At 61.8% G+C, this 25,144-nt stretch carries 22 protein-coding genes; 8 read left to right on the top strand and 14 right to left on the bottom strand.

Translation table 11 applies throughout. The annotated features are described in order from the left end of the window. Positions 1-572 precede the first annotated feature (572 nt). The 6 genes from argR to acs form a co-directional block, all read right to left on the bottom strand. Complete coding sequence (argR, locus tag V7787_RS13480; RefSeq protein WP_004576734.1) at positions 573-1,553, bottom strand: transcriptional regulator ArgR; 981 nt, start codon at positions 1,551-1,553, stop codon at positions 573-575. Positions 1,554-1,651: 98 nt separating this feature from the next. Then, positions 1,652-2,416, bottom strand: a complete 765-nt coding sequence (gene aotP / locus V7787_RS13475) for an arginine/ornithine transport ATP-binding protein AotP (RefSeq protein WP_014590100.1) — start codon at positions 2,414-2,416, stop codon at positions 1,652-1,654. A 22-nt stretch (positions 2,417-2,438) separates the two neighbouring features. Next, the gene (locus V7787_RS13470; RefSeq protein ID WP_003254520.1) at positions 2,439-3,137 is read right to left on the bottom strand and encodes an ABC transporter permease; all 699 of its coding nucleotides are present in this window, start codon (positions 3,135-3,137) and stop codon (positions 2,439-2,441) included. Then, complete coding sequence (locus V7787_RS13465) at positions 3,134-3,823, bottom strand: ABC transporter permease (RefSeq protein ID WP_003254523.1); 690 nt, start codon at positions 3,821-3,823, stop codon at positions 3,134-3,136. The genes V7787_RS13470 and V7787_RS13465 overlap by 4 nt, the downstream gene beginning before the upstream one ends. 88 nt (positions 3,824-3,911) lie before the next feature. Continuing rightward, positions 3,912-4,697, bottom strand: coding sequence for an ABC transporter substrate-binding protein (locus V7787_RS13460; RefSeq protein ID WP_012051577.1), 786 nt, complete (start codon positions 4,695-4,697; stop codon positions 3,912-3,914). Between the two features lie 535 nt (positions 4,698-5,232). Next, on the bottom strand, positions 5,233-7,194 hold the full coding sequence (acs, locus tag V7787_RS13455) for an acetate--CoA ligase (protein ID WP_336088541.1): 1,962 nt from the start codon (positions 7,192-7,194) through the stop codon (positions 5,233-5,235). Between the two features lie 397 nt (positions 7,195-7,591). Here acs and V7787_RS13450 point away from each other — a divergent pair, with 397 nt between their 5' ends. Next, positions 7,592-7,846, top strand: coding sequence for a DUF2790 domain-containing protein (locus V7787_RS13450; protein ID WP_014590098.1), 255 nt, complete (start codon positions 7,592-7,594; stop codon positions 7,844-7,846). A gap of 154 nt (positions 7,847-8,000) precedes the next feature. Here the strand turns inward: V7787_RS13450 and V7787_RS13445 are convergent, their stop codons facing one another. Then, the gene (locus V7787_RS13445) at positions 8,001-9,560 is read right to left on the bottom strand and encodes a sigma-54-dependent phenylalanine hydroxylase transcriptional regulator PhhR (protein WP_014590097.1); all 1,560 of its coding nucleotides are present in this window, start codon (positions 9,558-9,560) and stop codon (positions 8,001-8,003) included. A gap of 257 nt (positions 9,561-9,817) precedes the next feature. On the opposite strand from V7787_RS13445, the gene phhA reads away from it, so the two are divergent. The 4 genes from phhA (at position 9,818) to V7787_RS13425 (ending at position 12,911) form a co-directional block, all read left to right on the top strand. Beyond that, positions 9,818-10,606: a phenylalanine 4-monooxygenase gene (phhA, locus tag V7787_RS13440; protein WP_003254528.1), complete on the top strand. Its 789-nt coding sequence runs from the start codon at positions 9,818-9,820 to the stop codon at positions 10,604-10,606. A 39-nt stretch (positions 10,607-10,645) separates the two neighbouring features. Further along, a complete protein-coding gene (locus tag V7787_RS13435) occupies positions 10,646-11,002 on the top strand; it encodes a 4a-hydroxytetrahydrobiopterin dehydratase (RefSeq protein WP_003254532.1) in 357 nt (118 codons plus the stop codon). A 189-nt stretch (positions 11,003-11,191) separates the two neighbouring features. Next, positions 11,192-11,320, top strand: coding sequence for a hypothetical protein (locus V7787_RS13430; RefSeq protein WP_003254533.1), 129 nt, complete (start codon positions 11,192-11,194; stop codon positions 11,318-11,320). Positions 11,321-11,708: 388 nt separating this feature from the next. Then, a complete protein-coding gene (locus tag V7787_RS13425) occupies positions 11,709-12,911 on the top strand; it encodes an MFS transporter (RefSeq protein WP_336088540.1) in 1,203 nt (400 codons plus the stop codon). 132 nt (positions 12,912-13,043) lie between these two features. Here V7787_RS13425 and ydiJ read toward each other — a convergent pair whose 3' ends face one another. After that, entirely contained in the window at positions 13,044-16,064 is a 3,021-nt protein-coding gene (ydiJ, locus tag V7787_RS13420) for a D-2-hydroxyglutarate dehydrogenase YdiJ (protein ID WP_104886531.1), read from the bottom strand. Positions 16,065-16,216: 152 nt separating this feature from the next. On the opposite strand from ydiJ, the gene V7787_RS13415 reads away from it, so the two are divergent. Beyond that, positions 16,217-17,101 carry a LysR substrate-binding domain-containing protein gene (locus V7787_RS13415; protein WP_003254537.1) on the top strand — a complete coding sequence of 295 codons (885 nt, stop codon included), beginning with the start codon at positions 16,217-16,219 and terminating at the stop codon, positions 17,099-17,101. 416 nt (positions 17,102-17,517) lie between these two features. On the opposite strand, the gene V7787_RS13410 is transcribed toward V7787_RS13415, so the two are convergent. From V7787_RS13410 to V7787_RS13385, 6 genes are all read right to left on the bottom strand, one after another. Next, complete coding sequence (locus V7787_RS13410) at positions 17,518-18,936, bottom strand: amino acid permease (protein ID WP_177409991.1); 1,419 nt, start codon at positions 18,934-18,936, stop codon at positions 17,518-17,520. Positions 18,937-19,574: 638 nt separating this feature from the next. After that, on the bottom strand, positions 19,575-20,642 hold the full coding sequence (rluB, locus tag V7787_RS13405) for a 23S rRNA pseudouridine(2605) synthase RluB (RefSeq protein ID WP_064492119.1): 1,068 nt from the start codon (positions 20,640-20,642) through the stop codon (positions 19,575-19,577). A 267-nt stretch (positions 20,643-20,909) separates the two neighbouring features. After that, the gene (scpB, locus tag V7787_RS13400) at positions 20,910-21,677 is read right to left on the bottom strand and encodes an SMC-Scp complex subunit ScpB (RefSeq protein WP_064492118.1); all 768 of its coding nucleotides are present in this window, start codon (positions 21,675-21,677) and stop codon (positions 20,910-20,912) included. Then, entirely contained in the window at positions 21,664-22,404 is a 741-nt protein-coding gene (locus tag V7787_RS13395) for a segregation and condensation protein A (protein ID WP_162490571.1), read from the bottom strand. Before V7787_RS13395 ends, scpB begins: the two co-directional genes overlap by 14 nt. A 110-nt stretch (positions 22,405-22,514) precedes the next feature. Then, on the bottom strand, positions 22,515-23,144 hold the full coding sequence (locus tag V7787_RS13390; protein ID WP_014590089.1) for an L-threonylcarbamoyladenylate synthase: 630 nt from the start codon (positions 23,142-23,144) through the stop codon (positions 22,515-22,517). Between the two features lie 13 nt (positions 23,145-23,157). Further along, positions 23,158-24,018 carry a PHP domain-containing protein gene (locus V7787_RS13385; RefSeq protein WP_020192615.1) on the bottom strand — a complete coding sequence of 287 codons (861 nt, stop codon included), beginning with the start codon at positions 24,016-24,018 and terminating at the stop codon, positions 23,158-23,160. Between the two features lie 67 nt (positions 24,019-24,085). Between V7787_RS13385 and V7787_RS13380 the strand changes: the two genes are divergently transcribed. Then, entirely contained in the window at positions 24,086-24,679 is a 594-nt protein-coding gene (locus tag V7787_RS13380) for a septation protein A (RefSeq protein WP_010955188.1), read from the top strand. A 1-nt stretch (position 24,680) separates the two neighbouring features. Beyond that, entirely contained in the window at positions 24,681-24,980 is a 300-nt protein-coding gene (locus V7787_RS13375) for a YciI family protein (protein WP_003254549.1), read from the top strand. Positions 24,981-25,144 lie beyond the last annotated feature (164 nt).

The following is a 25,144-nucleotide window of genomic DNA, read 5'->3' as shown; positions in this document are numbered from 1 at the left end:
CGCCTGTCCTTGCGGCCAAGCGACAACTTGTTACAGCGCAAAACCCAGTTTTGACAAGGCTTTCGGCAATGCGACAAACACTGTCGCAATCGCGCAGTGTACGGGAGAGAGGGGGCTGGGTGAACGGGTGTTCACATAGGATTGTGAGGGGGCGGGGTGTACGGGTATTCACACAGGATTGTGGGAGGGACAGGATGTACGGGGGTTCACATAGGATTGCGGGGGGGGACAGGATGTACGGGTGTTCACATAGGATTGTGAGAGGGCAGGATGTACGGCGATGTTGATGTGTTGACGGGGAGATCGAGCGCCGCCCGCGCGGCGCTTCGCGGGTAAACCCGCTCCTACGTTTGTTTCGGGTCAGTCCCTCCTGTGCCTGGCGCGCGCGACCGCCTTGTTTGTTCGACGGGATATCGAGGTGTGCGCCAAGGCGTTCGCGCGCAAATGCCACAGGCATAACTGGCCCGAAACAAACGTAGGAGCGGGTTTACCCGCGAAGCGCCGCGTGGGCGGCGCTCGATTTGCGCTCCAACACCAACCCCAAGGCATACACCCCGAACCCACCCGAAATCTCAGCCCTTTTCAGCCGGCGCCGAGCTCAGTTCAAACGGGCTGCTGCTGCGACGCTGGTTCCGGTCTTCCCGCGGCGTTGCACCAAAGAAATTACGGTAGGCACTGGAAAAATGCGGCCCCGACGAGAAACCACAAGACAGCCCGATCTGGATGATCGACTTGCTGGTCTGCATCAGCATCTGCCGTGCCTTGTTCAACCGCAACTCCAGGTAGTACTGGCTGGGCACGCGGTTCAGGTACTGCTTGAAGATACGCTCCAACTGCCGACGCGACACACACACATGCTGGGCAATCTCGTCGGTGGTCAGCGGCTCTTCGATGTTGGCTTCCATCAGCAACACGGCCTGAGTCAGCTTGGGGTGACTCGAGCCCAGGCGGTTCTGCAGCGGAATACGCTGGCGCTCGCCACCCTCGCGGATGCGCTCTACCACCAGCTCTTCCGACACCGCCCCGGCCAACTCCGCCCCGTGATCCCGCGCCAGCACCGCCAGCAGCAGGTCGGTCACCGCCATACCGCCGCAGGCGGTCAGTCGGTCGCGATCCCAGTCGAACAGGTGGCTGGTGGCAATCACCTTGGGGAAGCGTTCGGCAAAGTCATCCTGCCAGCGCCAGTGCACGGCTGCCCGGTACCCATCGAGCAGGCCCAGCATTGCCAGCGGATACACCCCGGCCGACAGGCCACCGATCAGGCAACCACTGCGCGCCAGTTGCTTGAGCGCCGCTGAAAAGGCAGCCCCCATCGCCGCAGGCGGCTCGTCGGCCAGCAGAAAGAGCTTGTGGCAGCCCTCCAGGCGGCCGGTCCACGGCTCGCCCGGCAGCCGCCAGGCGCCTTCCTGCGCAGGCTCGGCCTGCAGGAAGACCAACTCGTAGACCACATCCGGATGCACACGCTGCGCCACCAGCAACACTTCCTCGGCCAACGCCAGGGTCAAAGGCCTGGTGCTGGGCCAGATGAGAAAACCGATTCGCTGGGTGGTCATAGGGTGCGGTCCGAAACCTGAGGTCGTTCGAGTCTGTGCGCCGGGTCAGGCTGCGCTCGCCGCGCAGCATGCCCTATTCTGGTGCAAAAATGCAGCTTTTACTTCAGGCTGCCGGAGAGGAACTGCTTCAAGCGCTCCGACTGCGGGTTGGCCAGCACTTCACGCGGGCAGCCGGTTTCTTCCACCAGGCCTTTGTGCAGGAACACCAACTGGTTGGACACCTCGCGGGCAAAGCCCATTTCGTGGGTCACCACCACCATGGTCCGACCTTCCTGGGCCAGCGCCTGCATCACCTTCAGCACATCACCCACCAGCTCAGGGTCAAGCGCCGAGGTCGGCTCGTCGAACAGCATGACCTCCGGCTCCATGGCCAGCGCCCGGGCAATTGCCACACGCTGTTGCTCACCCCCCGACATATGCCCGGGGAAGGCATCCTTGCGATGGGCAACACCCACCTTGGCCAGGTAGTGCTCGGCCTTTTCCAGGGCTTCCTTCTTGTTCACGCCCAGCACGTGCACGGGCGCTTCGATGATGTTCTCAAGCGCAGTCATGTGCGACCACAGGTTGAAGTGCTGGAACACCATCGACAGGCGCGAGCGCATGCGTTGCAATTGACGCGGGTCGGCGGCCTTCAACGCACCATCCTTGCCGGGGACCAGCTTCAGCTCTTCGTTGTTGAGCAGGATCTTGCCGGCGTGCGGCTGCTCCAGCAGGTTGATGCAGCGCAGGAAGGTCGACTTGCCCGAACCGCTGGAGCCGATGATGCTGATGACGTCGCCGGCCTTGGCCGCCAGCGACACGCCCTTGAGCACTTCGTGGCTGCCGTAGCGCTTGTGCAGGTCTTGGACTTCGAGTTTGTACATGCTGTCGATTCTCACAAAGCGGTCAGTGCTTGCGCGGCGCCAGGTAGCCGAGCCAGCGGCGTTCGGCCATCTTGAACAGGCGCACCAGGATGAAGGTCAGGCACAGGTAGAACACGCCCGCCGTGATATAGGCCTCGAAAGGCAGGTAGTACTGGGCATTGACCGTGCGCGCAGCACCGGTGATGTCGATCAGGGTGACGATCGACGCCAGGCTGGTGGTCTGCAGCATCATGATCACTTCATTGCTGTACTGCGGCAGTGCCCGACGCAGTGCCGAAGGCAGCAGGATGCGGCGGTACATTTTCATGCGCGACATCCCCATGGCCTTGGCAGCCTCGATTTCGCCATGCGGCGTCGCCTTGAGGCTGCCGGCAATGATTTCGGCGGTGTAGGCGCTGGTATTGATGCCGAACGCCAGGCAGGCGCAGAAGGTGGCGCTGGACAGCAGCGGCCAGAAGATACTCTCGCGCACCGCCTCGAACTGGGCCAGGCCGTAGTAGATCAGGAACAGCTGCACCAGCATCGGCGTGCCACGGATGACGTAGGTGTACAGCCATGCAGCAAGGTTGACCACCGGCTGCCTGGATACCCGCATCAGGCCCAGCGGAATGGCTGCCAACAGGCCGAAGAAAAGCGAGATCGCCAGCAGTTTCAGGGTGGTCAGCAGGCCGCCGAAGTACATCGGCAGCGCTTCCCAGACGACGTTGTAGTCGAAGATCATAGTTCAGCCACCTTGACGCCAACCGAGTAGCGGCGCTCCAGATACTTCAGGGCCAGCAGCGAAACACTAGTCAGCACCAGGTACAGCGCCGCCACTGCCAGGAAGAAGGTGAAGGGTTCGCGGGTGGCGTCAGCCGCCTGCTTGGCCTTGAACATCATGTCCTGCAGACCGACGACCGAAATCAGCGCAGTAGCCTTGGTCAGCACCAGCCAGTTGTTGGTGAAGCCCGGAATGGCCAGGCGAATCATTTGCGGCACCTGGATGCGGAAGAACACTTGGCGAGGGCTCATGCCATACGCCACGCCCGCCTCGGCCTGGCCCTTGGGAATGCCCAGGAAGGCCCCGCGGAAGGTTTCCGAGAGGTAGGCGCCAAAGATGAAGCCCAGGGTACCGATACCCGCAATCAGCGGATTCAGATCGATATAGTCTTCATAGCCGAGCAGCGGCGCCACCCGGTTGATGATGTCTTGCCCGCCGTAGAAGATCAGCAGGATCAGGACCAGGTCCGGAATACCACGGATCACCGTGGAATACAGATCGCCCAGCCAGGCCAACCAGCGCACTGGCGACAAACGCAGCGCCACACCGATCAGGCCGAGCACGATGGCCAGGGCCATCGACGACAGGGCGAGCTGTAGCGTCAGCCACGCCCCGTCGAGGATGACTGCCCCGTAGCCTTTCAACATGATGAGGTCCTCGACCTAGAGAATGAAAAATGGTGCAAACCTCAGAGCCTCTGCTGTTTGCACCATTGCACAGGTGAAACCCGACGTCTTACTTCGAGTCTGGACCGTAGATGTCGAAATTGAAGTACTTACTTTCGATTTCTTTGTACTTGCCGTTGGCACGGATGGCGTCGATCGCCGCGTTGATGCGGTCGACATTGGCCTTGTCACCCTTGCGTACGGCAATACCGATACCGTCACCGAAGTACTTGGCGTCGGTGAAGGCCGGGCCTACGAACGCGAAGCCCTTGCCGGCGTCAGTCTTGAGGAAGCCATCTTCCAGCAGGGTGGCGTCAGCCACGGTGCCGTCGAGGCGGCCAGCTGCGACGTCCAGGTAGATTTCGTTCTGGGTGCCGTAAGGCACCACGGTGGCACCTTTGGCGCCCAGCACTTCCTTGGCGAAGCGGTCGTGAATGGAGCCGCGCTGCACGCCGATCTTCTTGCCTTTCAGTTCGTCCAGGCTGTCGCTGACGGTGGTGCCATCCTTCATGACCAGGCGCGCCGGAGTCAGGTAGTAGCGCTTGGTGAAGTCGACCGACTTCTTGCGGTCATCGGTGATCGACATGGACGACAGGATGGCGTCGATCTTGCGCACTTTCAGCGCCGGGATCAGGCCGTCGAACTCCTGCTCGACCCAGGTACACTTGGTTTTCATCTCTTCGCACAGCGCGTTGCCGATATCGTAGTCAAAGCCGGCAATGCTGCCGTCAGGTTGCTTGAAGGCGAAGGGTGGGTAGGCAGCTTCGATGCCGATTTTCAGCGGTTTTTCATCAGCCTGCGACACCAGGGAAAACACAGACAGCGCCAGGGCGCCAAGCAGTGCGAGCTTCTTCATCAGGTAACTCCATCGGTACGGGGCAATACAAGGCAGGTAACGGCTGCCCGATATGCGAATGAGTACAACGCGAGCCGCGCAGGGTTCGACCAAGGCCGCATACCACGAGCGAGTGAGTGGCATTTTAACGACAGCCCGGTAGTCGATATTTCTTCAAAGCGACAACTACTTATAGAAGCGCCTGAAACCGCCGCGGGCAATGTTGACAGCCAGTGCAGAATATGCAATGGCGCAAGAAATAGAACCTATAGACCTAGCAATTCCTGGGCCTATTATTGGCAAAGCCTTGTACGACGGCAAGTGCAGCGTGCCTTGATGCACAAAATGCTGACCCCGATGCACCGAAACGGGCCGGAATTGTTTCCTGGCGCCCCGAACCTGTGCGGGGCCGGTGACAGAACAGTAACCGATGATTGTCGGGTAACAATGCAAAAGCGGGCTTGCCCGCGAATGCGTGAGGTCAGGGGACAGCTTAGCCTGAACTGACGCATTCGCGGGCAAGCCCGCTTTTGCAGGGGGTATTGCCGGGAAGGGGTTAGGCCGAAGCCAGGTTCATCGCCTTGTGGGTATCGATCAGGTGCTGTACCACACCCGGGTCGGCCAAGGTCGAGATATCGCCCAGGGCGTCGTATTCACCGGTGGCAATCTTGCGCAGGATGCGGCGCATGATCTTGCCCGAGCGGGTCTTCGGCAGCCCCGGCGCCCACTGGATCACATCTGGCGAAGCAATCGGGCCGATCTCCTTGCGCACCCAGTTCTTCAGCTCTAGGCGCAATTGCTCGCTGGCCTCGATGCCGGCATTGAGGGTGACATACACATAAATGCCCTGCCCTTTGATGTCATGCGGCACGCCAACCACAGCAGCCTCGGCAACCTTCGAGTGCGCGACCATGGCGCTTTCGATTTCGGCAGTGCCCATGCGGTGGCCGGACACGTTGAGCACGTCATCCACACGGCCGGTGATCCAGTAGTAACCGTCCTCGTCGCGGCGCGCACCGTCGCCGGTGAAGTACATGCCACGGAAGGTCTTGAAGTAGGTGTCGACGAAGCGGTCATGGTCGCCGTACAGCGAACGCGACTGACCCGGCCAGGAATCGAGGATTACCAGGTTGCCTTCGGCAGCACCGTCGATCAGGTTGCCCAGGTTATCGACCAGGGCAGGCACCACACCGAAGAACGGGCGAGTTGCCGAACCCGGCTTGAGGCCGGTGGCACCAGGCAGCGGGCTGATCAGAATGCCGCCGGTCTCGGTCTGCCACCAGGTGTCGACGATCGGGCAACGCTCCTTGCCGACGGTCTTGTAGTACCAGTTCCAGGCCTCAGGGTTGATCGGCTCACCCACCGACCCCAGCAGGCGCAGGCTGGAACCGTCGGCGCCTTCAACAGCTGCCTGCCCTTCGGCCATCATGGCGCGAATGGCAGTTGGCGCTGTGTAGAGGATGTTGACCTTGTGCTTGTCGACGATCTTCGATACGCGGGTAATGTCCGGGTAGTTCGGCACGCCTTCGAACAGCAAGGTGGTGGCGCCGTTGGCCAGCGGGCCGTAGACGATATAGCTGTGGCCTGTGACCCAACCGACGTCGGCGGTGCACCAGTACACCTCGCCCGGACGGTAATCGAACACGCGTTCATGGGTCAGCGCGGCGTAAACCAGGTAACCGCCTGTGGTGTGCAGCACGCCCTTCGGCTTGCCGGTGGAGCCGGAGGTATAAAGGATGAACAGCGCCTCTTCAGCGCCCATTTCTTTGGGTGCACAGTGGCTGGAGGCCACTTTCATCAGGTCTTCGTACCAGATGTCGCGGTGCTGGTGCCAGGCAATGTCGCCATCGGTGCGCTTGCACACGATGATTTTCTGCACGCTGCTGGTTTCAGGGTTGGTCAGCGCCAGGTCGACGTTGGCCTTGAGCGGTGTACGGCGGCCACCACGCACGCCTTCGTCGGCAGTGATCACCACCTTGGACTTGCAGTCGATGATACGGCCAGCCAGCGCCTCGGGCGAGAAGCCGCCGAACACCACCGAGTGAATCGCACCAATGCGTGCACAGGCCAGCATGGCGACCACAGCTTCGGGGATCATCGGCATATAGATGGTGACCACGTCACCGCGGTGCACATCCTGGCCACGCAGGGCGTTGGCGAACTTGCAGACCTGCTCGTGCAACTCGCGGTAGGTGATGTTGCGGTGCTCGGAAGGGTCGTCACCTTCCCAGATGATGGCCAACTGGTCACCGCGCTCTTCAAGGTGGCGGTCCAGGCAGTTGGAGGAAACGTTCAGAGTGCCGTCGGCGAACCATTTGATATCGACATGGTGGTCGTCGAAGGAGGTCTGCTTGACCTTGGTGAACGGCTTGATCCAGTCGATACGCTGGGCCTGCTCGCGCCAGAAGCCGTCCGGGTTGATCACCGATTGCTGGTACATGGCCTTGTAGGTGGCCTCGTCGGTCAGGGTAGTGGCCGCAACCTCGGGACGAACGGGATACAGTGGAGCCGCACTCATCTGTGTTACCTCGGTGTAATAGTTGTTTTTGTATGGAACCGTTTGTAACTGTACCAGAGCGACAAAAGCCATTCGACGTTGGTAGTAATTTGGTACACCCGTTCCGGCAAAGCGCTCTGGCGCGGGCGTTACAGCCTGCCGGAGAAAAAAGGAGGGCGATTGGCCCAGGATTGTTACAGATTCTGTCAAAACACTTTATCAAAACACCCACTGTTTCAGCATTGGCCACCGCCATAAAATTCACCTCGCCAGCAACGGCAAGGCGATTAACAACTGGTAACAGCCCCCACGAAGGCAAGCGTTAATCTCCCTCTAATCCCGATAGTTAACACTCGCTGTACTCGCGGCGCCATAAGCGCCGCGTGCCCCCTCACGACCTTAGACAGGTAAAAAGAAAATGAAAGCTTTACTGGTATTGGTACTTGGCAGTCTTTGCGGCGCGGCGATGGCCGGCGAAGCCAAAGATGCCGAGCAGATTCCGGTTGAACAGTACAGTTACTCGCAGCACCTGGACATTGCTCGCGTCATTTCCATGAGCGAAGTGCCCAACGTCTGCGAAGTCGTGCCCGCCCGCATGACCTACGAGGACTCCAAGGGCCAGACGCACATTCTCGAATACCGCGTGATGGGGAACGGCTGCTCTAACGGCTGATACCTTGTGAATTGGGGGCCCTGCGGGCCCCTTCGCGGGTGAACCCGCTCCTACGGGTACCTCGCACACCATGAATGCGGCGCGGTACCTGTAGGAGCGGGTTCACCCGCGAAGCATTCACCACCTGATTAACAGGCTATTAACTTACAGCCATTTAATCAGTCGATTTGCCCAACGAATAATCCCTCAACTTGTTGGCAATCGTGGTATGCGAAACACCCAGTCTTTTGCCCAAGGCCCGACTACTGGGAAACTCCCCCATCAAACTTTCCAGCACCGCCTTTTCAAAGCGCCCTACTATCTGCGAAAGATCCCCTTCCAGCGAAAACTCGCCCAACGGTTGCCGCACGCCATAATCCGGCAAGCGGATATGCTCGCTTTTAACCACGCCGCCGTCACATAACGAAACCGCCTGGAACAAGACGTTTTCCAACTGCCTTACATTACCTGGCCAGTGGTACTGCCCAAGTTTGTCCATTGCCGCCGGTGCCAGGCGCGGCATGGCGCAGCCAATCTGCCGACTGGCCTGATCGAGAAAATGCTGCACCAACCCCTCCAGACCATCCATGCATTCGCGCAAAGGCGGAATGTGCAGCGACAGTACATTGAGCCGGTGATACAGGTCCTGGCGAAACTCGCCACGGGCACACAACTCGGACAAATCCACCTGGGTTGCACAAATTACCCGCACATCCAGGTAGACCTCTTCATCGCTACCTACCCGACGGAAGCAGCCGTCCTGCAGAAAGCGCAGCAGCTTTACCTGCAACCGCGGGCTCATCTCCCCTACCCCGTCAAGGAACAACGTGCCGCCTGCAGTCAACTCCAGCAGCCCCAGCTTGCCTTCGGCCCGTGCCCCTTCGAATGCCCCAGGGCCGTATCCGAACAGCTCGGTCTCGGCCATCGACTCGGGCAGCCCGGCGCAGTTGAGCGCCATCAGCGGCGACTGTCCACGCGGGCTGGCCAAATGGCAGGCACGCGCCAGCAACTCCTTGCCGGTTCCGGTTTCGCCCTCGATCAGCAACGGTGCATCCAGCGGCGCCATGCGCCGCGCTTCACGCACCACGGCAGCCATCACCCGCGAGCTCTGGAAGATGCTGTCGAAGCCACGCAGCTCTTGCTTGCGCACGTTGTAGATACGCTCGCCGATCCGGTCGGCACGGTGCAGGGTGAGCACCGCGCCGGCCAGCGCCTCGCTGTCATCGTGTTCGGACTGCAGCGGTGCGATATCGGCCAGAAACACATCACCTTTGACTTTGATGCGCAAGCCGTTGATGCGCGACTTGTTGGCCCGCACCAGCTCCGGAAGATCGAAGTCTTCTACGTAGCGCGCCAGCGGCATGCCCGGCACCTCATCAACCCGCACGCCAAGCAACTGCGCGGCTGCACGGTTGGCCGCAACGATGCTGCCGCCCATGTCGATCGACAGCACCGGAAAGTCCAGCGCTCCCAGCAACGCATTCAGCTCCATGTGCCGGCGTTCGCTGGGCATCAGGCCCACACGCTTAACGCCGAATACCCCGGCAATGGCCTCGAACTTCGGCCGCAGGGCCTGAAATTGCAGGTTGATCAGGTTCGGGCAGTGCAGGTAGATGGCGTTGCCATGATCACCGCCCACCTCGCCGCGCAGCACGTTGATGCCGTACTCCACCAGCAGGTTGAGGATGTCGCGCAGGATGCCAATGCGGTTCTGGCAATGGACTTTGATACGCATGAGGGCTCTCGAAGCGCTGATGTTTTTCCACACCGCGCAGAAAAGTCGTAAAGATAAGCTGACAAAAACCGCGTTTCTATCAACCAGATGCCTCGAATTTTCCGACACTTGCCGAGTTTTGTAAAATTATCGTTACGAAAACCGACGTCGGCACCCTTCGCGGCCGAGCCACGCCCCCGTGCAAAACCGCTGGCTAAGGGATATTCCTTTAGGCATGTCCTGTACATAACAAGAAAAGCCCTCACCAGGAGAGCCTCATGAAACAGACGCAATACGTGGCACGCGAGCCCGATGCGCATGGTTTTATCGATTACCCGCAGCAAGAGCATGCGGTGTGGAACACCCTGATCACCCGCCAGCTGAAAGTGATCGAAGGCCGTGCGTGCCAGGAATACCTGGACGGCATCGACCAGCTGAAATTACCGCATGACCGCATTCCGCAACTGGGCGAGATCAACAAGGTGCTGGGTGCCACCACCGGCTGGCAGGTTGCCCGGGTACCGGCGCTGATCCCCTTCCAGACCTTCTTCGAACTGCTGGCCAGCAAGCGCTTTCCGGTCGCCACCTTCATCCGCACCCCGGAAGAGCTGGACTACCTGCAAGAGCCGGATATCTTCCACGAGATCTTCGGCCACTGCCCGCTGCTGACCAATCCCTGGTTCGCCGAGTTCACCCACACCTATGGCAAGCTCGGCCTGGCCGCGACCAAGGAACAACGTGTGTACCTGGCGCGCTTGTACTGGATGACCATCGAGTTTGGCCTGATGGAAACCGCGCAAGGCCGCAAAATCTATGGTGGTGGCATCCTCTCGTCGCCGAAAGAGACCGTCTACAGTCTGTCTGACGAGCCTGAGCACCAGGCCTTCGACCCGATCGAGGCCATGCGTACGCCCTACCGCATCGACATTCTGCAACCGGTGTATTTCGTACTGCCGAATATGAAGCGCCTGTTCGACCTGGCCCACGAGGACATCATGGGCATGGTCCATAAAGCCATGCAGCTGGGTCTGCATGCACCGAAGTTTCCACCCAAGGTCGCTGCCTGAGCGACCTTGCCGATAACAACTCGAACCGGAAAACACCTCATGAATGCCTTGAACCAAGCCCATTGCGAAGCCTGCCGCGCCGATGCGCCGAAAGTCACCGACGAAGAGCTGGCCGAGCTGATCCGCGAAATCCCGGACTGGAACATCGAAGTACGTGACGGCCACATGGAGCTGGAGCGCGTGTTCCTGTTCAAGAACTTCAAGCACGCCTTGGCGTTCACCAATGCCGTGGGCGAAATCGCCGAAGCCGAAGGCCACCACCCAGGGCTGCTGACTGAATGGGGCAAGGTCACCGTGACCTGGTGGAGCCACTCGATCAAAGGCCTGCACCGCAACGACTTCATCATGTGCGCACGCACTGACAAGGTGGCGGAAACGGCTGAAGGCCGGAAGTAAACACCAGAAAAAAGGGGCCAGAGGCCCCTTTTTTCATGGGGCATATGTGCGCTGTTCGCCCGCAAAACCGACAAACGACCGGGAAAAAAACCAAACTGTCATCCAGAGTTGTGTATCCTGCCCCAGCTTTTTGAAGCTCCAAACGCGCCTGGCGCAGACTTTTCACTCACACTTGCGAGGAACGACGAGATGCATGAAATCCCGAATCTTCCCTTCCCAAGCCTGAACCCAGAAGAGCCATCCGTGACCGTTCACGCCGAACCGGCAGCTGCCGCCGAGCAGGATGGTGACGATCAATCCAGCGCTGACCAGGAATAACTGCGCATCCCCGACTGTGTGAAAACGGCTGACCTGCGGGCTACCCCCGTCATCACGTTTTCACACCGTCTAAAATCAACGTTGTAACAACCCACTACCACCTGCCCCGCCCCTCCCCCACACAGACTCGTGCCTCCTACCGCTAAGAGGCAGAAATGCCCAGCCGCTCAAGCGCTCGACGCCCTGCTGCATTCGTCCATGTTCACCCGATGGGCCGGCTTTGTCCTGCTACGCTTGCGGCTGGATTACCCGCAAGCCGAGTTCAGTGTGACCTTGGATGCTCGATTACACCAACTGACTACAGCCTGACAGCTTCGCCCGCAAACACCCTTGCTGTGGTTAAGATGGCGGCACACACTGCCATCCTTACCGCAGCAACGGATCCCCAATGCCAGCACGCAGTCCCACATCCCTTGCCGTCACTGGGCAAGTCGTCTCCATCGTCCTGTTCACCTTCATCGGCTACCTGAACATCGGCATCCCCTTGGCCGTGTTGCCCAGCTATGTGCACAACGACCTGGGTTTCAGTGCCGTGGTCGCCGGCCTGGTGATCAGCGTGCAGTACCTCGCGACGCTGCTCAGCCGCCCTGGCGCCAGCCGCATCATCGACAACCACGGCAGCAAGAAGGCGGTCATGTACGGACTGGCTGGCTGCGGGCTCAGCGGGGTATTCATGCTGGCCTGCGCCTTCCTCACTCACCTACCTTGGCTGAGCCTGGCTTGCCTGCTGGTCGGTCGCCTGGTGCTGGGCAGCGCCGAAAGCCTGGTAGGCTCGGGTGCGATCGGCTGGGGCATTGGCCGGGTGGGTGCCGCAAACACGGCCAAGGTCATCTCCTGGAACGGCATCGCCAGCTATGGTGCGCTGGCCATCGGCGCCCCACTGGGCGTGCTGATGGTCAAAGGCCTCGGGCTGGGGAGCATGGGTGTGAGCATCATCCTGCTGTGCATACTCGGTTTGCTACTGGCCTGGCCCAAGCAGGCCGCCCCCATCGTCAGCGGTGTACGCCTGCCGTTCCTGCGGGTGCTGGGCAAGGTATTTCCGCATGGCTCGGGGCTTGCCCTGGGCTCGATCGGCTTTGGCACCATCGCCACCTTCATCACCCTTTACTACGCAAGCCGTGGCTGGGCCAATGCGGCGCTGACCCTGAGCCTGTTCGGCGCCAGTTTCATCAGCGCACGGCTGCTCTTTGGCAACCTGATCAACCGCATCGGTGGCTTCAGGGTGGCGATCGCCTGCCTGTCGGTTGAAACGCTCGGGTTGTTGATGCTGTGGCTGGCACCCAACGCCGAACTGGCCCTGGCGGGGGCTGCATTGAGCGGGTTTGGATTCTCGCTGGTGTTTCCGGCATTGGGCGTGGAGGCAGTGAACCAAGTGTCGGCGGCCAACCGCGGGGCGGCGGTGGGGGCGTATTCGCTGTTCATCGACTTGTCACTGGGGGTGACCGGGCCATTGGTCGGTGCGGTGGCGGCGGGATTCGGCTTTGCTTCGATGTTTCTGTTCGCGGCGGCTGCGGCAGCGTGCGGGTTGGTGTTGAGCCTCTATTTGTACCGCCAAGGGCGTAGGGACAGGGACCGTACAACAGAAGCCTGAAAGCCGCTGCCGGCCTCTTCGCGGGTAACCCCGCCCCTGCAGGGTTGACGCGCCAGCCTGGCGTGCACGATCCCCCGTAGGAGCGGGTTCACCCGCGAAGGGCTGCAAAGCAGCCCCCAAAGGCCCTGAACCTTAGCGCTGAGCGTACTGCAACACCACCTCAAGCGGGTGACGCATCTTCCGCTCGGTCATGCGCTTGACCTGGCTACGGCACGAGTAACCGGTTGCCAGCGGCTCCCCTTCCTTGTCCAGCTTGGTCGCCCAGCTCTGCTCGAATATGGTCCGAGACGTTTCCTGGTTGCGAGCTTCGTGCCCATAGGTACCGGACATACCGCAGCAACCGGTGGCCTCGGTCACCAGCTTCAGCCCCAGACGGGCGAACACCTGCTCCCACTGCCGGGTGCTGGCCGGCACATTGGTCTTCTCGGTGCAGTGCGCCATCAGGCGGAAGCTGCCCGGTGCGGCAGGCGCCTGCTCGGGCAGCACATCCATCAGCCATTCCTGCGGCAGCAGCACCTGCGGGCAACCCTCCAGGCCTGGCACCTTCTGGTACTCCTGGCGATACACCAGCGTCATCGCCGGGTCCAGCCCCACCAGCGGCACACCGCAATCGGCCAGGGCCTTGAGCTGCGTGGCGTTGCGGATCGCTGCCTTGGCAAACGCGCCAAGGAAACCCTGTACGTGCAACGGCTTGCCGTTGGCGCTGTATGGCGCCAGGAATACCCGGTGGCCCAGGCGGTGGGCAAGGTCGATGAAGGCCGACAGCAGCGGCGTTTCGAAGTAGCGGGTGAAGGCGTCCTGCACCAGCACGATGCTGCGCTCGCGCTGGGCCGGGGTCAGCTCGCGCAGGGCCGGCACCGTGGCCATGCCAACCCGACAACGGGTCAGGGTAGCCTGGAAGTTGAAGCGGCTGATCAGCGGGCTGTCGACCATGCCCACCTTGTCGGCCAGCAGCTGGCTCACCCACTTCGAGCCCATCACCGCGTTGTACAGCCCCGGCGCGTGCGCCAGGTAGGGGATGGTGAACTCGAGCGAGCCGATCAGGTAGTCACGCAGCGGGCGCTGGTAGCGACCGTGGTACAGCTCGAGGAAGCGCGAGCGGAAATCCGGCACATTGACCTTGATCGGGCACTGCCCGGCGCACGACTTGCACGCCAGGCAGCCAGCCATGGCGTCGTACACTTCATGGGAGAAGTCCTCCTGGCCCTGGTTGCGCGCGCGGTTATTGCGCAGACGCGCCGGCAGGCCCTTGAGCCACGACACCTTGTTGCGCGCTGCAGCCAGCACATCGATGTTCGCCTCGCCCTGCAGGCGCAGCCACTCGCGCATCAGCGAGGCGCGCCCCTTGGGCGAATGCTGGCGTTCGCGGGTAGCCTTCCACGACGGGCACATGGCGTCGTTGGGGTCATAGTTGTAACAGGCGCCATTGCCGTTGCAATGCACGGCGCTGGGGAAGTCCTGCCAAACGCGCTCGTCAATGGTACGGTCAAGGTCGCCGCGCAGGGTCACGCCATCGACCGGGGTCAGGCCCTCTGCGCTGCCAAGTGGCGTGCAGATCTTGCCCGGGTTGAGCTGGTTGTGCGGGTCAAAGGCGCCCTTCAGGCGCTGCAACGCCGGGTACAGCTCGCCGAAGTACTCGGGCACGTATTCCGAGCGCAAGCCCTTGCCGTGCTCACCCCACAGCAACCCGCCATAACGTTTGGTCAGCGCGGCAACGGCATCGGAAATCGGCTTGACCAGCGCGGCCTGCGCCGGGTCCTTCATGTCCAGTGCCGGGCGCACGTGCAGCACGCCGGCATCGACGTGGCCAAACATGCCGTAGGCCAGGCCGTAGCCGTCGAGCAGTGCGCGGAAGTCGGCGATGTAGTCGGCCAACTGCTCTGGTGGTACTGCGGTGTCCTCCACGAACGGCTGCGGGCGCACTTCGCCTTCGACGTTGCCCAGCAGGCCCACCGAACGCTTGCGCATGGTATAGACGCGGGTGACTGCCTCGGCGCCTTCGGCCAAGGTGTGGCCCAGGCGCTCGACGCTGGTGTCGCTTTGCAGGTGCTGGATGAACGCCTGCACCTTGGCGTTGACCTCGGCCGGCTCGTCGCCGCAGAACTCCACCAGGTTGATGCCCAGCGTGGGGCGCTCGGGGTCCGCCGGGAAGTACTCGGCAACGCTGTGCCAGACGATGTCTTTCATCGCCAGCATCAGCACCTTGGAGTCGACCGTCTCGATCGACAGCGGCTTGTGCGCCATCAGCGCGTTGGCATCACGCAGCGCATCCATGAAGCTGGTGTAGCGCACATTGACCAGCACCGCATACTTGGGAATCGGCAGCACGTTGAGCTTGGCTTCGACCACGTAGCCCAGCGAGCCCTCGGCGCCGCACAGTACGCTGTTGAGGTTGAAGCGGCCCTGCTCGTCGCGCAGGTGCGCCAGGTCGTAGCCGGTCAGGCAACGGTTGAGCTTGGGGAAGGTGGTTTCAATCAGTTCGGCCTGGGTTTCCTGAATTTCCCGGGCCATGCGGTACACCTCGCCGACCCGGCCCGGCGCGGCGCAGGCCTGTTCCAGCGCAGCATCGTCGATCGGCAGGCTGTGCAGGCGTTCGCCACCGAGCAGCACGCTGTGCAGCTCCAGCACGTGGTCGCGGGTTTTACCGTAGGTGCAGCTGCCCTGGCCACTGGCATCCGTGTTTATCATGCCGCCGACCGTGGCGCGGTTGGAGGTGGACAGCTCAGGGGCGAAGAACAGCCCGTGCGGCTTGAGCGCAGCATTGAGCTGGTCCTTGACCGTACCGGCCTGTACCCGCACCCAGCGCTCTTCCACGTTGATTTCGAGAATGTTGTTCATGTGCCGCGACAGGTCGACGACGATACCGTCGGTCAGCGACTGGCCGTTGGTGCCGGTGCCACCACCGCGGGGGGTCAGCTTGACCTGCTGGAAGCGCGGCTCGCCCATCAGCGTGGCGACCCGCGCCACATCGTCGGCATCCCGCGGGAACACCGCCGCCTGCGGCAAGCGCTGGTAGATCGAGTTGTCGGTGGCCAGTACCGTGCGGGTTGCGTAGTCGGCACTGATCTGGCCACGGAAGCCGCTGTTGCGCAGGGCTTCGAGGAATTCGGGGTAATTGGAGCTCGGTGCAACGGTGGACAGCTGGGCGATCATCGAAGGATGGCCTCTTGATATTGGCTAGATCACGGGATACCTGTCGCCCTGGCATAGGTTCAGGCATGCAGGGATGACGTATAGGCCAATGTTCCTGTAGTTTCGCGTCAGGGGCAAACGGATAATCCTGCCGCTATCAATGACTTTTATGAATGAATTACCGCCACCTGACCCCATCCATGTCACTGCTGCTGGCTTTCGAGGCCGCCGCCCGGCATGAAAGCTACACCCGCGCCGCCGCCGAACTGTCGCTGACCCAAAGCGCGGTCAGCCGCCAGGTGCAAGCCTTGGAGCAGCAGTTGGGCCTGACCCTGTTCCGCCGCGAGGGGCGCCAGGTGCAGTTGACCGATGTCGGCCGCCTGTACCAGCGCGAGCTGAGCGAGGCACTGGGGCGCATCCGCAGCGCCACCTTGCAGGCACTGGCCTATCAATCGGGGGTTGGCACGTTGCGCCTGGCTACCCTGCCAACCTTCGGTTCGAAATGGCTGTTGCCGAGGCTGCATGCGTTCTACAGCGCTCACCCAGGCATGCTGGTGCACATTCATTCACGCATTGAAACCATCAACTTCGACACCAGCGAAATCGATGCCGCCATCGGCGTGGCCAGCCACGACTTGCCGGGGCTTGTCTGCCATCGCCTGCATGCCGAGGAGCTGGTGGTGATCTTGCCACCGGAGGCCGGCGTCGGCAGCCAGGGCTGGAGCCCGGCGCGGATCAGTGAAGAGGTGCTGCTGAATGTGGCCAACAACCCGCATGCGTGGGGCGAGTGGTTTTCCCATCATGGCCTGCCGCACCGGGCGATGCGGCTGGGGCCGAGCTTCGAGCTGACCTCGCACCTGATCCAGGCGGTACGTGCCGGGATCGGGATCGGGCTGGTGCCGCGCATATTGGTGGAGGAGGAACTGGCCAAGGGAGAGCTGTACAGCCCGGGGGTGGCGTTTGCCAGCCAGCGCAGTTATTACCTGATCTACCCGCCGAGGAATGAGGCGCTGCCGTCGTTGCGGGCATTCAGGGGGTGGTTGCTGGAGCAGATCTGATTTTTGGCGGGGTCACCTAACCTGAGGGCAACGCTGTACCCGTAGGAGCGGGTTTACCCGCGAAAGGGCCGGGCCTGCTGGCCAATCTCCACCTTCCTTTCACCGTGGCCGCCGCCACCGTATTCGCGGGTAAACCCGCTCCTACAAGGGTTACGTAAGCCTCAGGCATACCAGGTCGTTGTAGGAGCGGGTTCACCCGCGAAAGGGCCGGGCCTGCGGGCCAATCTCCACCCGCCGCTCACCGTTGCCGCCGCTACCGTATTCGCGGGTAAACCCGCTCCTACAAGGGTTGCGTAAGCCTCAGGCATACCAGGTCGTTGTAGGAGCGGGTTCACCCGCGAAAGGGCCCGCACAGGCAACAAAAAACCCGAAGCCAGTCACCTGACTCCGGGTTTTCACATGCCGCCTATGGCGCCTTACTTAGCCACAGTCTCAACAGCACCGCCCGCATTCACCTGGCGACGCGACTTGACCATGTACACCACGAACATCGCAAGCAGCCACACCGGGATTGCATACACCGACACCTGGATGCCCGGGATCATCAGCATGATGCCCAGAATCAGCACCACGAAGGCCAGCACCACATAGTTGCCGTACGGGTACCACAGTGCCTTGAACAGCGGCTTCTGGCCGGTACGGTCGAGGTGCTGACGGAACTTCAGGTGCGAGTAGCTGATCATCGCCCAGTTGATCACCAGGGTGGCCACGACCAGCGACATCAGCAGTTCCAGCGCGTTTTGCGGCATCAGGTAGTTCAGCAGCACGGCGACGAAGGTCACGGCAGCCGACACCAGGATCGAACGCACTGGCACGCCCCGCTTGTCGACCTTGGCCAGCGACGCCGGGGCATCGCCCTGCTCGGCCATACCCAGCAGCATGCGGGCGTTGCAGTAGGTGCCGCTGTTGTACACCGACAGCGCCGCAGTCAGCACCACGAAGTTCAGCAGGTTGGCAGCCACGTCACTGCCCAGCAGCGAGAACACTTGCACGAACGGGCTGCTGCCGTAGCTGCCACCCGAGGCGTCGATACTGGCGACCAGGTTGTCCCACGGGGTCAGCGACAGCAGCACCACCAACGCACCGACATAGAAAATCAGGATGCGGTAGATGACCTGGTTGATCGCTTTGGGGATCACGGTCTTTGGCTTGTCGGCCTCGGCGGCGGTGAAGCCGAGCATTTCCAGGCCACCAAAGGAAAACATGATGAAAGCCAAGGCCATTACCAGCCCGCTGACACCGTTGGGGAAGAAGCCGCCGTGTGACCACAGGTTGGCCACGGTGGCTTCAGGGCCGCCGCTGCCGCTGGTCAGCAGGTAGGCACCCAGGCCGATCATGCTGACGATGGCGACCACTTTGATGATGGCGAACCAGAATTCGGCCTCACCGAAGAACTTCACGTTCATCAGGTTGATGGCGTTGATCAGCACGAAGAAGGCTGCCGCCGTGACCCAGGTGGGGATCTCCGGCCACCAGTAGTGGACATACTTGCCGACCGCCGAAAGCTCCGACATACCCACCAGGATATACAGCACCCAGCAGTTCCAGCCCGACAGGAAGCCGGCGAACCCACCCCAGTAGGTGTGGGCGAAATGGCTGAACGAACCGGCCACCGGCTCTTCGACGATCATTTCACCCAGCTGGCGCATGATCATGAAGGCGATGAAGCCGCAGATCGCGTAGCCAAGGATCATCGACGGGCCGGCGGATTTCATCACGCCTGCCGAGCCGAGGAACAGGCCGGTACCAATCGCACCGCCGAGGGCGATCAACTGGATATGGCGGTTCTTCAGGCCCCGCTTTAGCTCGCCTGAATGCATGTTTTGTCCACTCATGAACGAAGTCACCTGCATTGTTTTTATCTGTGACGGAATCGGACCCACCGCGCTCGTGGCGCAGCGGAATGGGCAAGGTGGTTACCTTGGGTTTCTTGACCTCAGGTGCCGCCGGAGCGGGTCAACCAGGCGTGATCAAGAGTGCGCGGTACGCAAGAGGGTCACAGGTAAAACGCGGCGCACTGTATACCCCTGCAAACGCGCAGGCGTCAACGCGTTGCATCGTTTCCTCGGGAAAAAACGCAGCGTTCCTGTGGTACAGGCCTTCAAAGGCGAAGTGATCGGCGTACATGGCGCCTCCATTTGTTGTTTTGTCAGCCCGGCTCTTTGGACGGGCTCCTGCACAAGGCAATGGCGGCTATAACACCGTGGGGACGGGGGTTTGGGCAAGGGTGGCTGGCGCCATGGCGACGGCTTTGGCACAGGGGCGCCGGCAAGGTTTGTTTACACGATCGGGCATGATCTGAAATGCGGACTGAAAACGGCTACATTCGTACAGATTTCTTTACAAGGCGGTTCAAGAACTTGCCAGTCGTCCGAAAAATTCTTTTTGTTCAATATCTTGGGCTTGGCCCACATTCCCGCAGGCATAAAAAAACCAGCCCGAAGGCTGGTTCCTTGATAACCACATTGGCTTATCAGCCACGCGGCTTGCCGCGACCACGGCCTGCCGGCTTGTCGCCATCAGGCTTGCCCGGACGCTTGCGCATCTCGCTCGGGCGCTCAGCCACCGTGCTGCCACGGGTGGGTTTACGCGGCGCTTCTTCACGCGGCTGACGCGCCGGGCGTTCGCCAGTAGCGGCACCTTCGTGGGCCGGGCGCAGGTTGCGCACGCGCTCGCCACGGCCCAGCGGGCGGGTCGACTTGCGCTGCAGGCGCTCCATCTTGTCCTTGGCCTTGAGTTTCATGGCTGGCAGCGCGACCGGCTGCAGGCCCACTTCGGCGGCGAGGATGTCGATTTCGCCCTGGGTCATTTCGCGCCAGCGGCCCATCGGCAGGTCGGAGTTGAGGAACACCGGGCCGAAACGCACACGCTTCAGGCGGCTGACCACCATGCCCTGGGATTCCCACAGGCGACGCACCTCACGGTTACGACCTTCCATCACCACGCAGTGGTACCAGTGGTTGAAGCCTTCGCCACCCGGTGCCTTCTGGATATCGGTGAACTTGGCCGGGCCGTCCTCCAACATTACGCCGGCTTTCAGGCGCTCGATCATCTCGTCGTCGACTTCACCACGCACACGTACCGCGTACTCACGGTCCATCTCGTAGGATGGGTGCATCAGGCGGTTGGCCAGTTCACCGTCGGTGGTGAACAGCAGCAAGCCAGTGGTGTTGATGTCGAGACGACCGATGTTGATCCAGCGGCCCTCTTTTGGCCGTGGCAAGCGGTCGAACACGGTCGGACGGCCTTCCGGGTCGTCACGGGTGCAGATTTCGCCGTCGGGTTTGTTGTACATGATCACCCGGCGGGTGGCCTCGGCGGCCTCCTCGCGCTTGATCAGCTTGCCGTCGACGGCGATGGCGTCGTGCAGGTCGACGCGCTGGCCAAGGGTGGCCTCGACGCCGTTGACCTTGATGCGACCCTGGCTGATCCAGGCCTCGACGTCACGCCGCGAGCCCACGCCAATGCGCGCCAGCACTTTCTGCAGCTTTTCGCCGGATGGCGGGGTGACTTCGGTTTCTTTCAGGTCTTGCTCACTCATCTGGGCACCTCCCGGTGTAGGAATGAAAACAGGTTTCTGGCGACGAACGCGCCAAAAGGCCGCGCATCATACGCGGTTCATCAGGGGAACGCACTGGAGGGTAGAGGGTTTTGTGGGGCTGGGCATGATTTTCTGCCCAGTGGGCTTTGTGCTGGCCTCTTCGCGGGCACGCCCGCTCCTACAGGTACGTGCGCAACCTTCGGGACCTGTGATACCCCTGTGGGAGCGGGCTTGCCCGCGAAGAGGCCAGCACAGGCAGCAGATCAATCAGGGCTGAGCCTTGATCTCCTCCTCCACCGGAGGCTCAGGCTCTTCTCCCCGCAGATCATCAAAATCGGTTTTCAAACCGTCTTCCATGGCATCCAGTTCCACCAACAGGCTACGGAAGCTGGTCTCCTCTTTCGGCTCACCAACCTCCTCTTCCCCAAGGCTGGCATCCGCCAACGCCTGCAGGTGCGCAGGCACCGGCGCATCATCCGGGTCAAGTTGCGGCTCTGGTTCCATTTCCCGCAGCTCGGCCAAGGCCGGCAGGTCCTCAAGGCCCTTGAGGTTGAAATGGTCGAGAAACGCCTTGGTGGTGGCGAACATCGCCGGCCGCCCGGGCACTTCGCGGTAGCCGACCACGCGAATCCACTCGCGCTCCATCATGGTCTTGATGATATTGCTGTTCACCGCAACGCCCCGCACGTCCTCGATTTCACCACGGGTGATCGGCTGGCGGTAGGCAATCAGGGCCAGTGTCTCAAGCAGCGCTCGCGAATAGCGCTGCGGGCGCTCTTCCCACAGGCGCCCGACCCAAGGGGCATAATCCTCGCGAATCTGCAGGCGATAGCCGCTGGCCACCTCCTTGAGCTCGAACGCACGGCCATCGCACGACTTGCCCAGCACCTCCAGGGCCTGCCTGAACACCTTGGGCTCGGGGCGCTCGGCCTCCTCGAACAGCTCGTACAGGCGCTCCAGGGATTGCGGCTTGCCCGAAGCGAGCAAGAAGGCTTCGATCAGCGACGCCAGGTCGCGGGGTTCATTCAGGTTCATTGGGTTCTTCAACTGGCGCCGGGCGAAGCCGCACGTGAATGGCGGCGAAAGGTTCATTCTGCACAAGTTCGATCAGCGATTCCTTCACCAGTTCGAGAACGGCCATGAAGGTCACCACCACGCCCAGCTTGCCCTCCTCGGCAGCGAACAGCGCGATGAACGGCACAAAGGCACCGCCCTTGAGACGCTCCAGCACCTGGCTCATGCGCTCGCGGGTGGACAAGGTCTCACGGGTGATCTGATGGCTTTCGAACAGGTCGTTGCGGCGCATCACCTCGGCCATGGACATCAGCAGCTCTTCCAGGCTGACCTGAGGCAACAGCTTGCGTACCTTGGCCTGCGGCGCTTCCAGGCGCGGCACCACCACCTCGCGCCCGACCCGTGGCAATTCGTCGATGCCCTCGGCGGCAGCCTTGAAGCGCTCGTACTCCTGCAGGCGGCGGATCAGTTCGGCGCGTGGATCACCCTCCTCCTCCTCGACGTCGGCGGAACGCGGCAGCAGCATGCGTGACTTGATCTCGGCCAGCATGGCAGCCATCACCAGGTATTCGGCGGCCAGTTCAAGGCGCACGCTTTTCATCAGCTCCACATAGCCCATGTACTGCCGGGTGATCTCGGCCACAGGGATGTCGAGGATGTCGATATTCTGCTTGCGGATCAGGTACAGCAACAGGTCCAGCGGGCCTTCGAAAGCTTCGAGGATGACTTCAAGGGCGTCCGGCGGAATGTACAGGTCCAGCGGCAGCTCGGTCAGGGCTTCACCATAGACCAGCGCCAACTGCAGTTGCCGAGGCTCCTCGACCCGTTCGGCCGGCGCCTCAGGCGCTTCCAGCTGGCTCACGCGTTGACCAGGAACGGCGTGGGGTCGCCACAACCTTCGCGGATCAGTTCCGGTTCGTCGCCGGAGAGGTCGATGATGGTCGACGCCTTGAGATCGCCGAACCCGCCATCGATCACCAGGTCGACATGGTGCTCCAGCCGTTCACGGATCTCGTAAGGGTCGGTCATCGGCTCGCTGTCGCCCGGCAGGATCAGGCTTACGCTCATCAGTGGCTCGCCCAGCTCGGCCAGCAAGGCCAGGGTGATGGCGTGGTCCGGCACACGCAGCCCGATGGTACGCCGCTTATCGTGCAACAGCAGGCGCGGCACTTCACGCGTGCCGTTGAGGATGAAGGTGTAAGGCCCCGGCACATGCGCCTTCAGCAAGCGGAAGGTGCCGGTGTCGACCTTGGCGTACAACCCCAGTTGCGACATGTCGCAGCACATCAGGGTGAAGTTGTGCGTCTTGTCCAGCCCGCGCAGGCGCCGCACCCGCTCAATTGCCGACTTGTCGCCTATCTGGCAACCCAGCGCATATGCCGAATCCGTCGGATACACCACCACGCCCCCCTTGCGGATGATCTCGACGGCCTGTTTTATCAGGCGCGCTTGTGGGTTCTCCGGATGAATCTGGAAAAATTGGCTCACGTAATCGTCCTGTTCATAGCGCCAAAGGCTGTTCATGGCTGAATCGACGCCACAAAGGTGGCAGATCCTCGGGCAAAGGCCGATAGGCACCGATCTCGCCCCAGGTGCCGGGGCCGTGGAAGTCACTGCCAGCGCTTGCCAGCAGGCCGAACTCACGGGCAAGGATGGACATGGTGCCCACTTGCTCGGCAGGCATCATCCCGTTGACCACTTCAAGCGCCTGCCCTCCTGCCTGAATATAGTCGGCAATCAGCCGCCTGCGCTTGCTGCGGGTCAGGTCGTAGTGCATGGGATGCGCCAGGCTCACCCAGGCGTTGGACTGCCTCAGCGTGGCAACGGTTTCGTCGAGCGTCGGCCAGTGCTGCTTGACGTCGCCCAGCTTGCCGGCGCCCAGCCACTTGCGAAACGCTTCACCACGGTCCTTGACGTGCCCGGCCCGCACCAGATACTCGGCAAAATGCGGGCGCGCCGGGGCATTGCCGCTGTCACCCAGCTCGTGCTGCACGGCGCGCGCGCCTTCGAGCGTGCCGGGCATGCCCTTGGCCGCCAGCCGTCTGTCGATTTCTTCGGCACGCAGCCAGCGGCCTTGGTGCAGCGCTTGAATCGCCGCCAGCAATGGCGGTGCGTCGAGCGGGAAGTCATAACCCAGCACATGGATGGTCGCGCCGCCCCACGTGCAGGACAGCTCCACCCCGCTGACCCAGCGCATACCCAGGTCAACGCAGGCCTGGCGCGCTTCGGGCAGGCCTTCGAGGGTGTCATGGTCGGTCAGTGCCAGCGCTTGCACCCCATGCTCATGAGCCCGGGCAACCAGTACCGAAGGCGACAGGGCGCCGTCGGAGGCCGTGCTGTGACAGTGCAGATCAACATTCATAGAGGAGCGCTTTCGCTGGAATCGATGTTTGTTATTATGCCGTCACATCCCGATTCTGGCTGCCATTGTGAAACAATTCATCGATTTCATCCCGCTGCTGCTGTTCTTCATCGTCTACAAGCTTGACCCGCGCCCCATGGAAGTCGCCGGCCATCACTTCGAATTTGGCGGCATCTACAGCGCCACGGCCATGCTGATCATCAGCTCGCTGGTCGTGTACGGCGCACTGTTCCTGCGCCAGCGCAAGCTGGAGAAGGGACAGTGGCTGACGCTGATCGCCTGCCTGGTGTTCGGTGGCCTGACCCTGACCTTTCACAGCGAAACCTTCCTCAAATGGAAGGCTCCTGTCGTGAACTGGCTGTTTGCCCTGGGTTTTGCCGGCAGCCACTTCATCGGCGATCGGGTGCTGATCAAGCGCATCATGGGCCACGCCCTGACCCTGCCTGATGCCATCTGGACGCGCCTGAACCTGGCCTGGATCGCTTTCTTCCTGTTCTGCGGCGCGGCCAACCTGTTCGTCGCCTTCACCTTCCAGGACTTCTGGGTGGACTTCAAGGTGTTCGGCAGCCTGGGCATGACCGTGATCTTCCTGGTGGCGCAAGGCGTGTACCTGTCGCGCCACCTGCACGATGACCCTTCTACCTCCAAACCCAAGGATTGACATGCTCTACGCCATTATCGCCAGCGACGTCGCAAACTCCCTGGAAAAGCGCCTGGCTGCCCGCCCGGCGCACATCGAACGCCTGCAGCAGCTCAAGGCCGAAGGCCGCGTGGTTCTGGCGGGCCCACACCCGGCCATCGACAGCAACGACCCGGGCGAAGCGGGTTTCAGCGGTAGCCTGATCGTTGCCGAATTCGAGTCGCTGGCAGCCGCGCAGACCTGGGCCGATGCCGACCCGTACATCGCTGCCGGCGTGTACGACAAGGTTGTGGTCAAGCCGTTCAAGCAAGTACTGCCTTGACCTGAGACGGCACGGCCCTCTTCGCTACAAGGTACCCACAAACCTTCGGATCTGTGCGATCGCCCGTAGGAGCGGGTTCACCCGCGAAAGGGCCGGTCCTGCTGGCCAATCTCCATCCGCCGTTCACCGTTGCCGCCGCTACCGTATTCGCGGGTAAACCCGCT

The organism is Pseudomonas sp. CGJS7, assembly GCF_036961695.1.
Note: the sequence above shows the minus strand (reverse complement) of the source record. Positions and strands in the feature narration are given on the sequence as shown.

Bases quoted from the DNA above. Each gene is read 5' to 3' on its own strand.
- V7787_RS13460 (WP_012051577.1), bottom strand. From the start codon at position 4,697: ATGAAGAAGCTCGCACTGCTTGGCGCCCTGGCGCTGTCTGTGTTTTCC.
- V7787_RS13425 (WP_336088540.1), top strand. From the start codon at position 11,709: ATGCCAGCACGCAGTCCCACATCCCTTGCCGTCACTGGGCAAGTCGTC.
- V7787_RS13415 (WP_003254537.1), top strand. From the start codon at position 16,217: ATGAATTACCGCCACCTGACCCCATCCATGTCACTGCTGCTGGCTTTC.
- V7787_RS13465 (WP_003254523.1), bottom strand. From the start codon at position 3,823: ATGTTGAAAGGCTACGGGGCAGTCATCCTCGACGGGGCGTGGCTGACG.
- scpB (WP_064492118.1), bottom strand. From the start codon at position 21,677: ATGAACCTGAATGAACCCCGCGACCTGGCGTCGCTGATCGAAGCCTTC.
- acs (WP_336088541.1), bottom strand. From the start codon at position 7,194: ATGAGTGCGGCTCCACTGTATCCCGTTCGTCCCGAGGTTGCGGCCACT.
- ydiJ (WP_104886531.1), bottom strand. From the start codon at position 16,064: ATGATCGCCCAGCTGTCCACCGTTGCACCGAGCTCCAATTACCCCGAA.
- V7787_RS13450 (WP_014590098.1), top strand. From the start codon at position 7,592: ATGAAAGCTTTACTGGTATTGGTACTTGGCAGTCTTTGCGGCGCGGCG.
- phhA (WP_003254528.1), top strand. From the start codon at position 9,818: ATGAAACAGACGCAATACGTGGCACGCGAGCCCGATGCGCATGGTTTT.
- V7787_RS13470 (WP_003254520.1), bottom strand. From the start codon at position 3,137: ATGATCTTCGACTACAACGTCGTCTGGGAAGCGCTGCCGATGTACTTC.
- V7787_RS13375 (WP_003254549.1), top strand. From the start codon at position 24,681: ATGCTCTACGCCATTATCGCCAGCGACGTCGCAAACTCCCTGGAAAAG.
- V7787_RS13430 (WP_003254533.1), top strand. From the start codon at position 11,192: ATGCATGAAATCCCGAATCTTCCCTTCCCAAGCCTGAACCCAGAAGAG.
- V7787_RS13445 (WP_014590097.1), bottom strand. From the start codon at position 9,560: ATGCGTATCAAAGTCCATTGCCAGAACCGCATTGGCATCCTGCGCGAC.
- rluB (WP_064492119.1), bottom strand. From the start codon at position 20,642: ATGAGTGAGCAAGACCTGAAAGAAACCGAAGTCACCCCGCCATCCGGC.
- V7787_RS13410 (WP_177409991.1), bottom strand. From the start codon at position 18,936: ATGAGTGGACAAAACATGCATTCAGGCGAGCTAAAGCGGGGCCTGAAG.
- argR (WP_004576734.1), bottom strand. From the start codon at position 1,553: ATGACCACCCAGCGAATCGGTTTTCTCATCTGGCCCAGCACCAGGCCT.
- V7787_RS13385 (WP_020192615.1), bottom strand. From the start codon at position 24,018: ATGAATGTTGATCTGCACTGTCACAGCACGGCCTCCGACGGCGCCCTG.
- aotP (WP_014590100.1), bottom strand. From the start codon at position 2,416: ATGTACAAACTCGAAGTCCAAGACCTGCACAAGCGCTACGGCAGCCAC.
- V7787_RS13435 (WP_003254532.1), top strand. From the start codon at position 10,646: ATGAATGCCTTGAACCAAGCCCATTGCGAAGCCTGCCGCGCCGATGCG.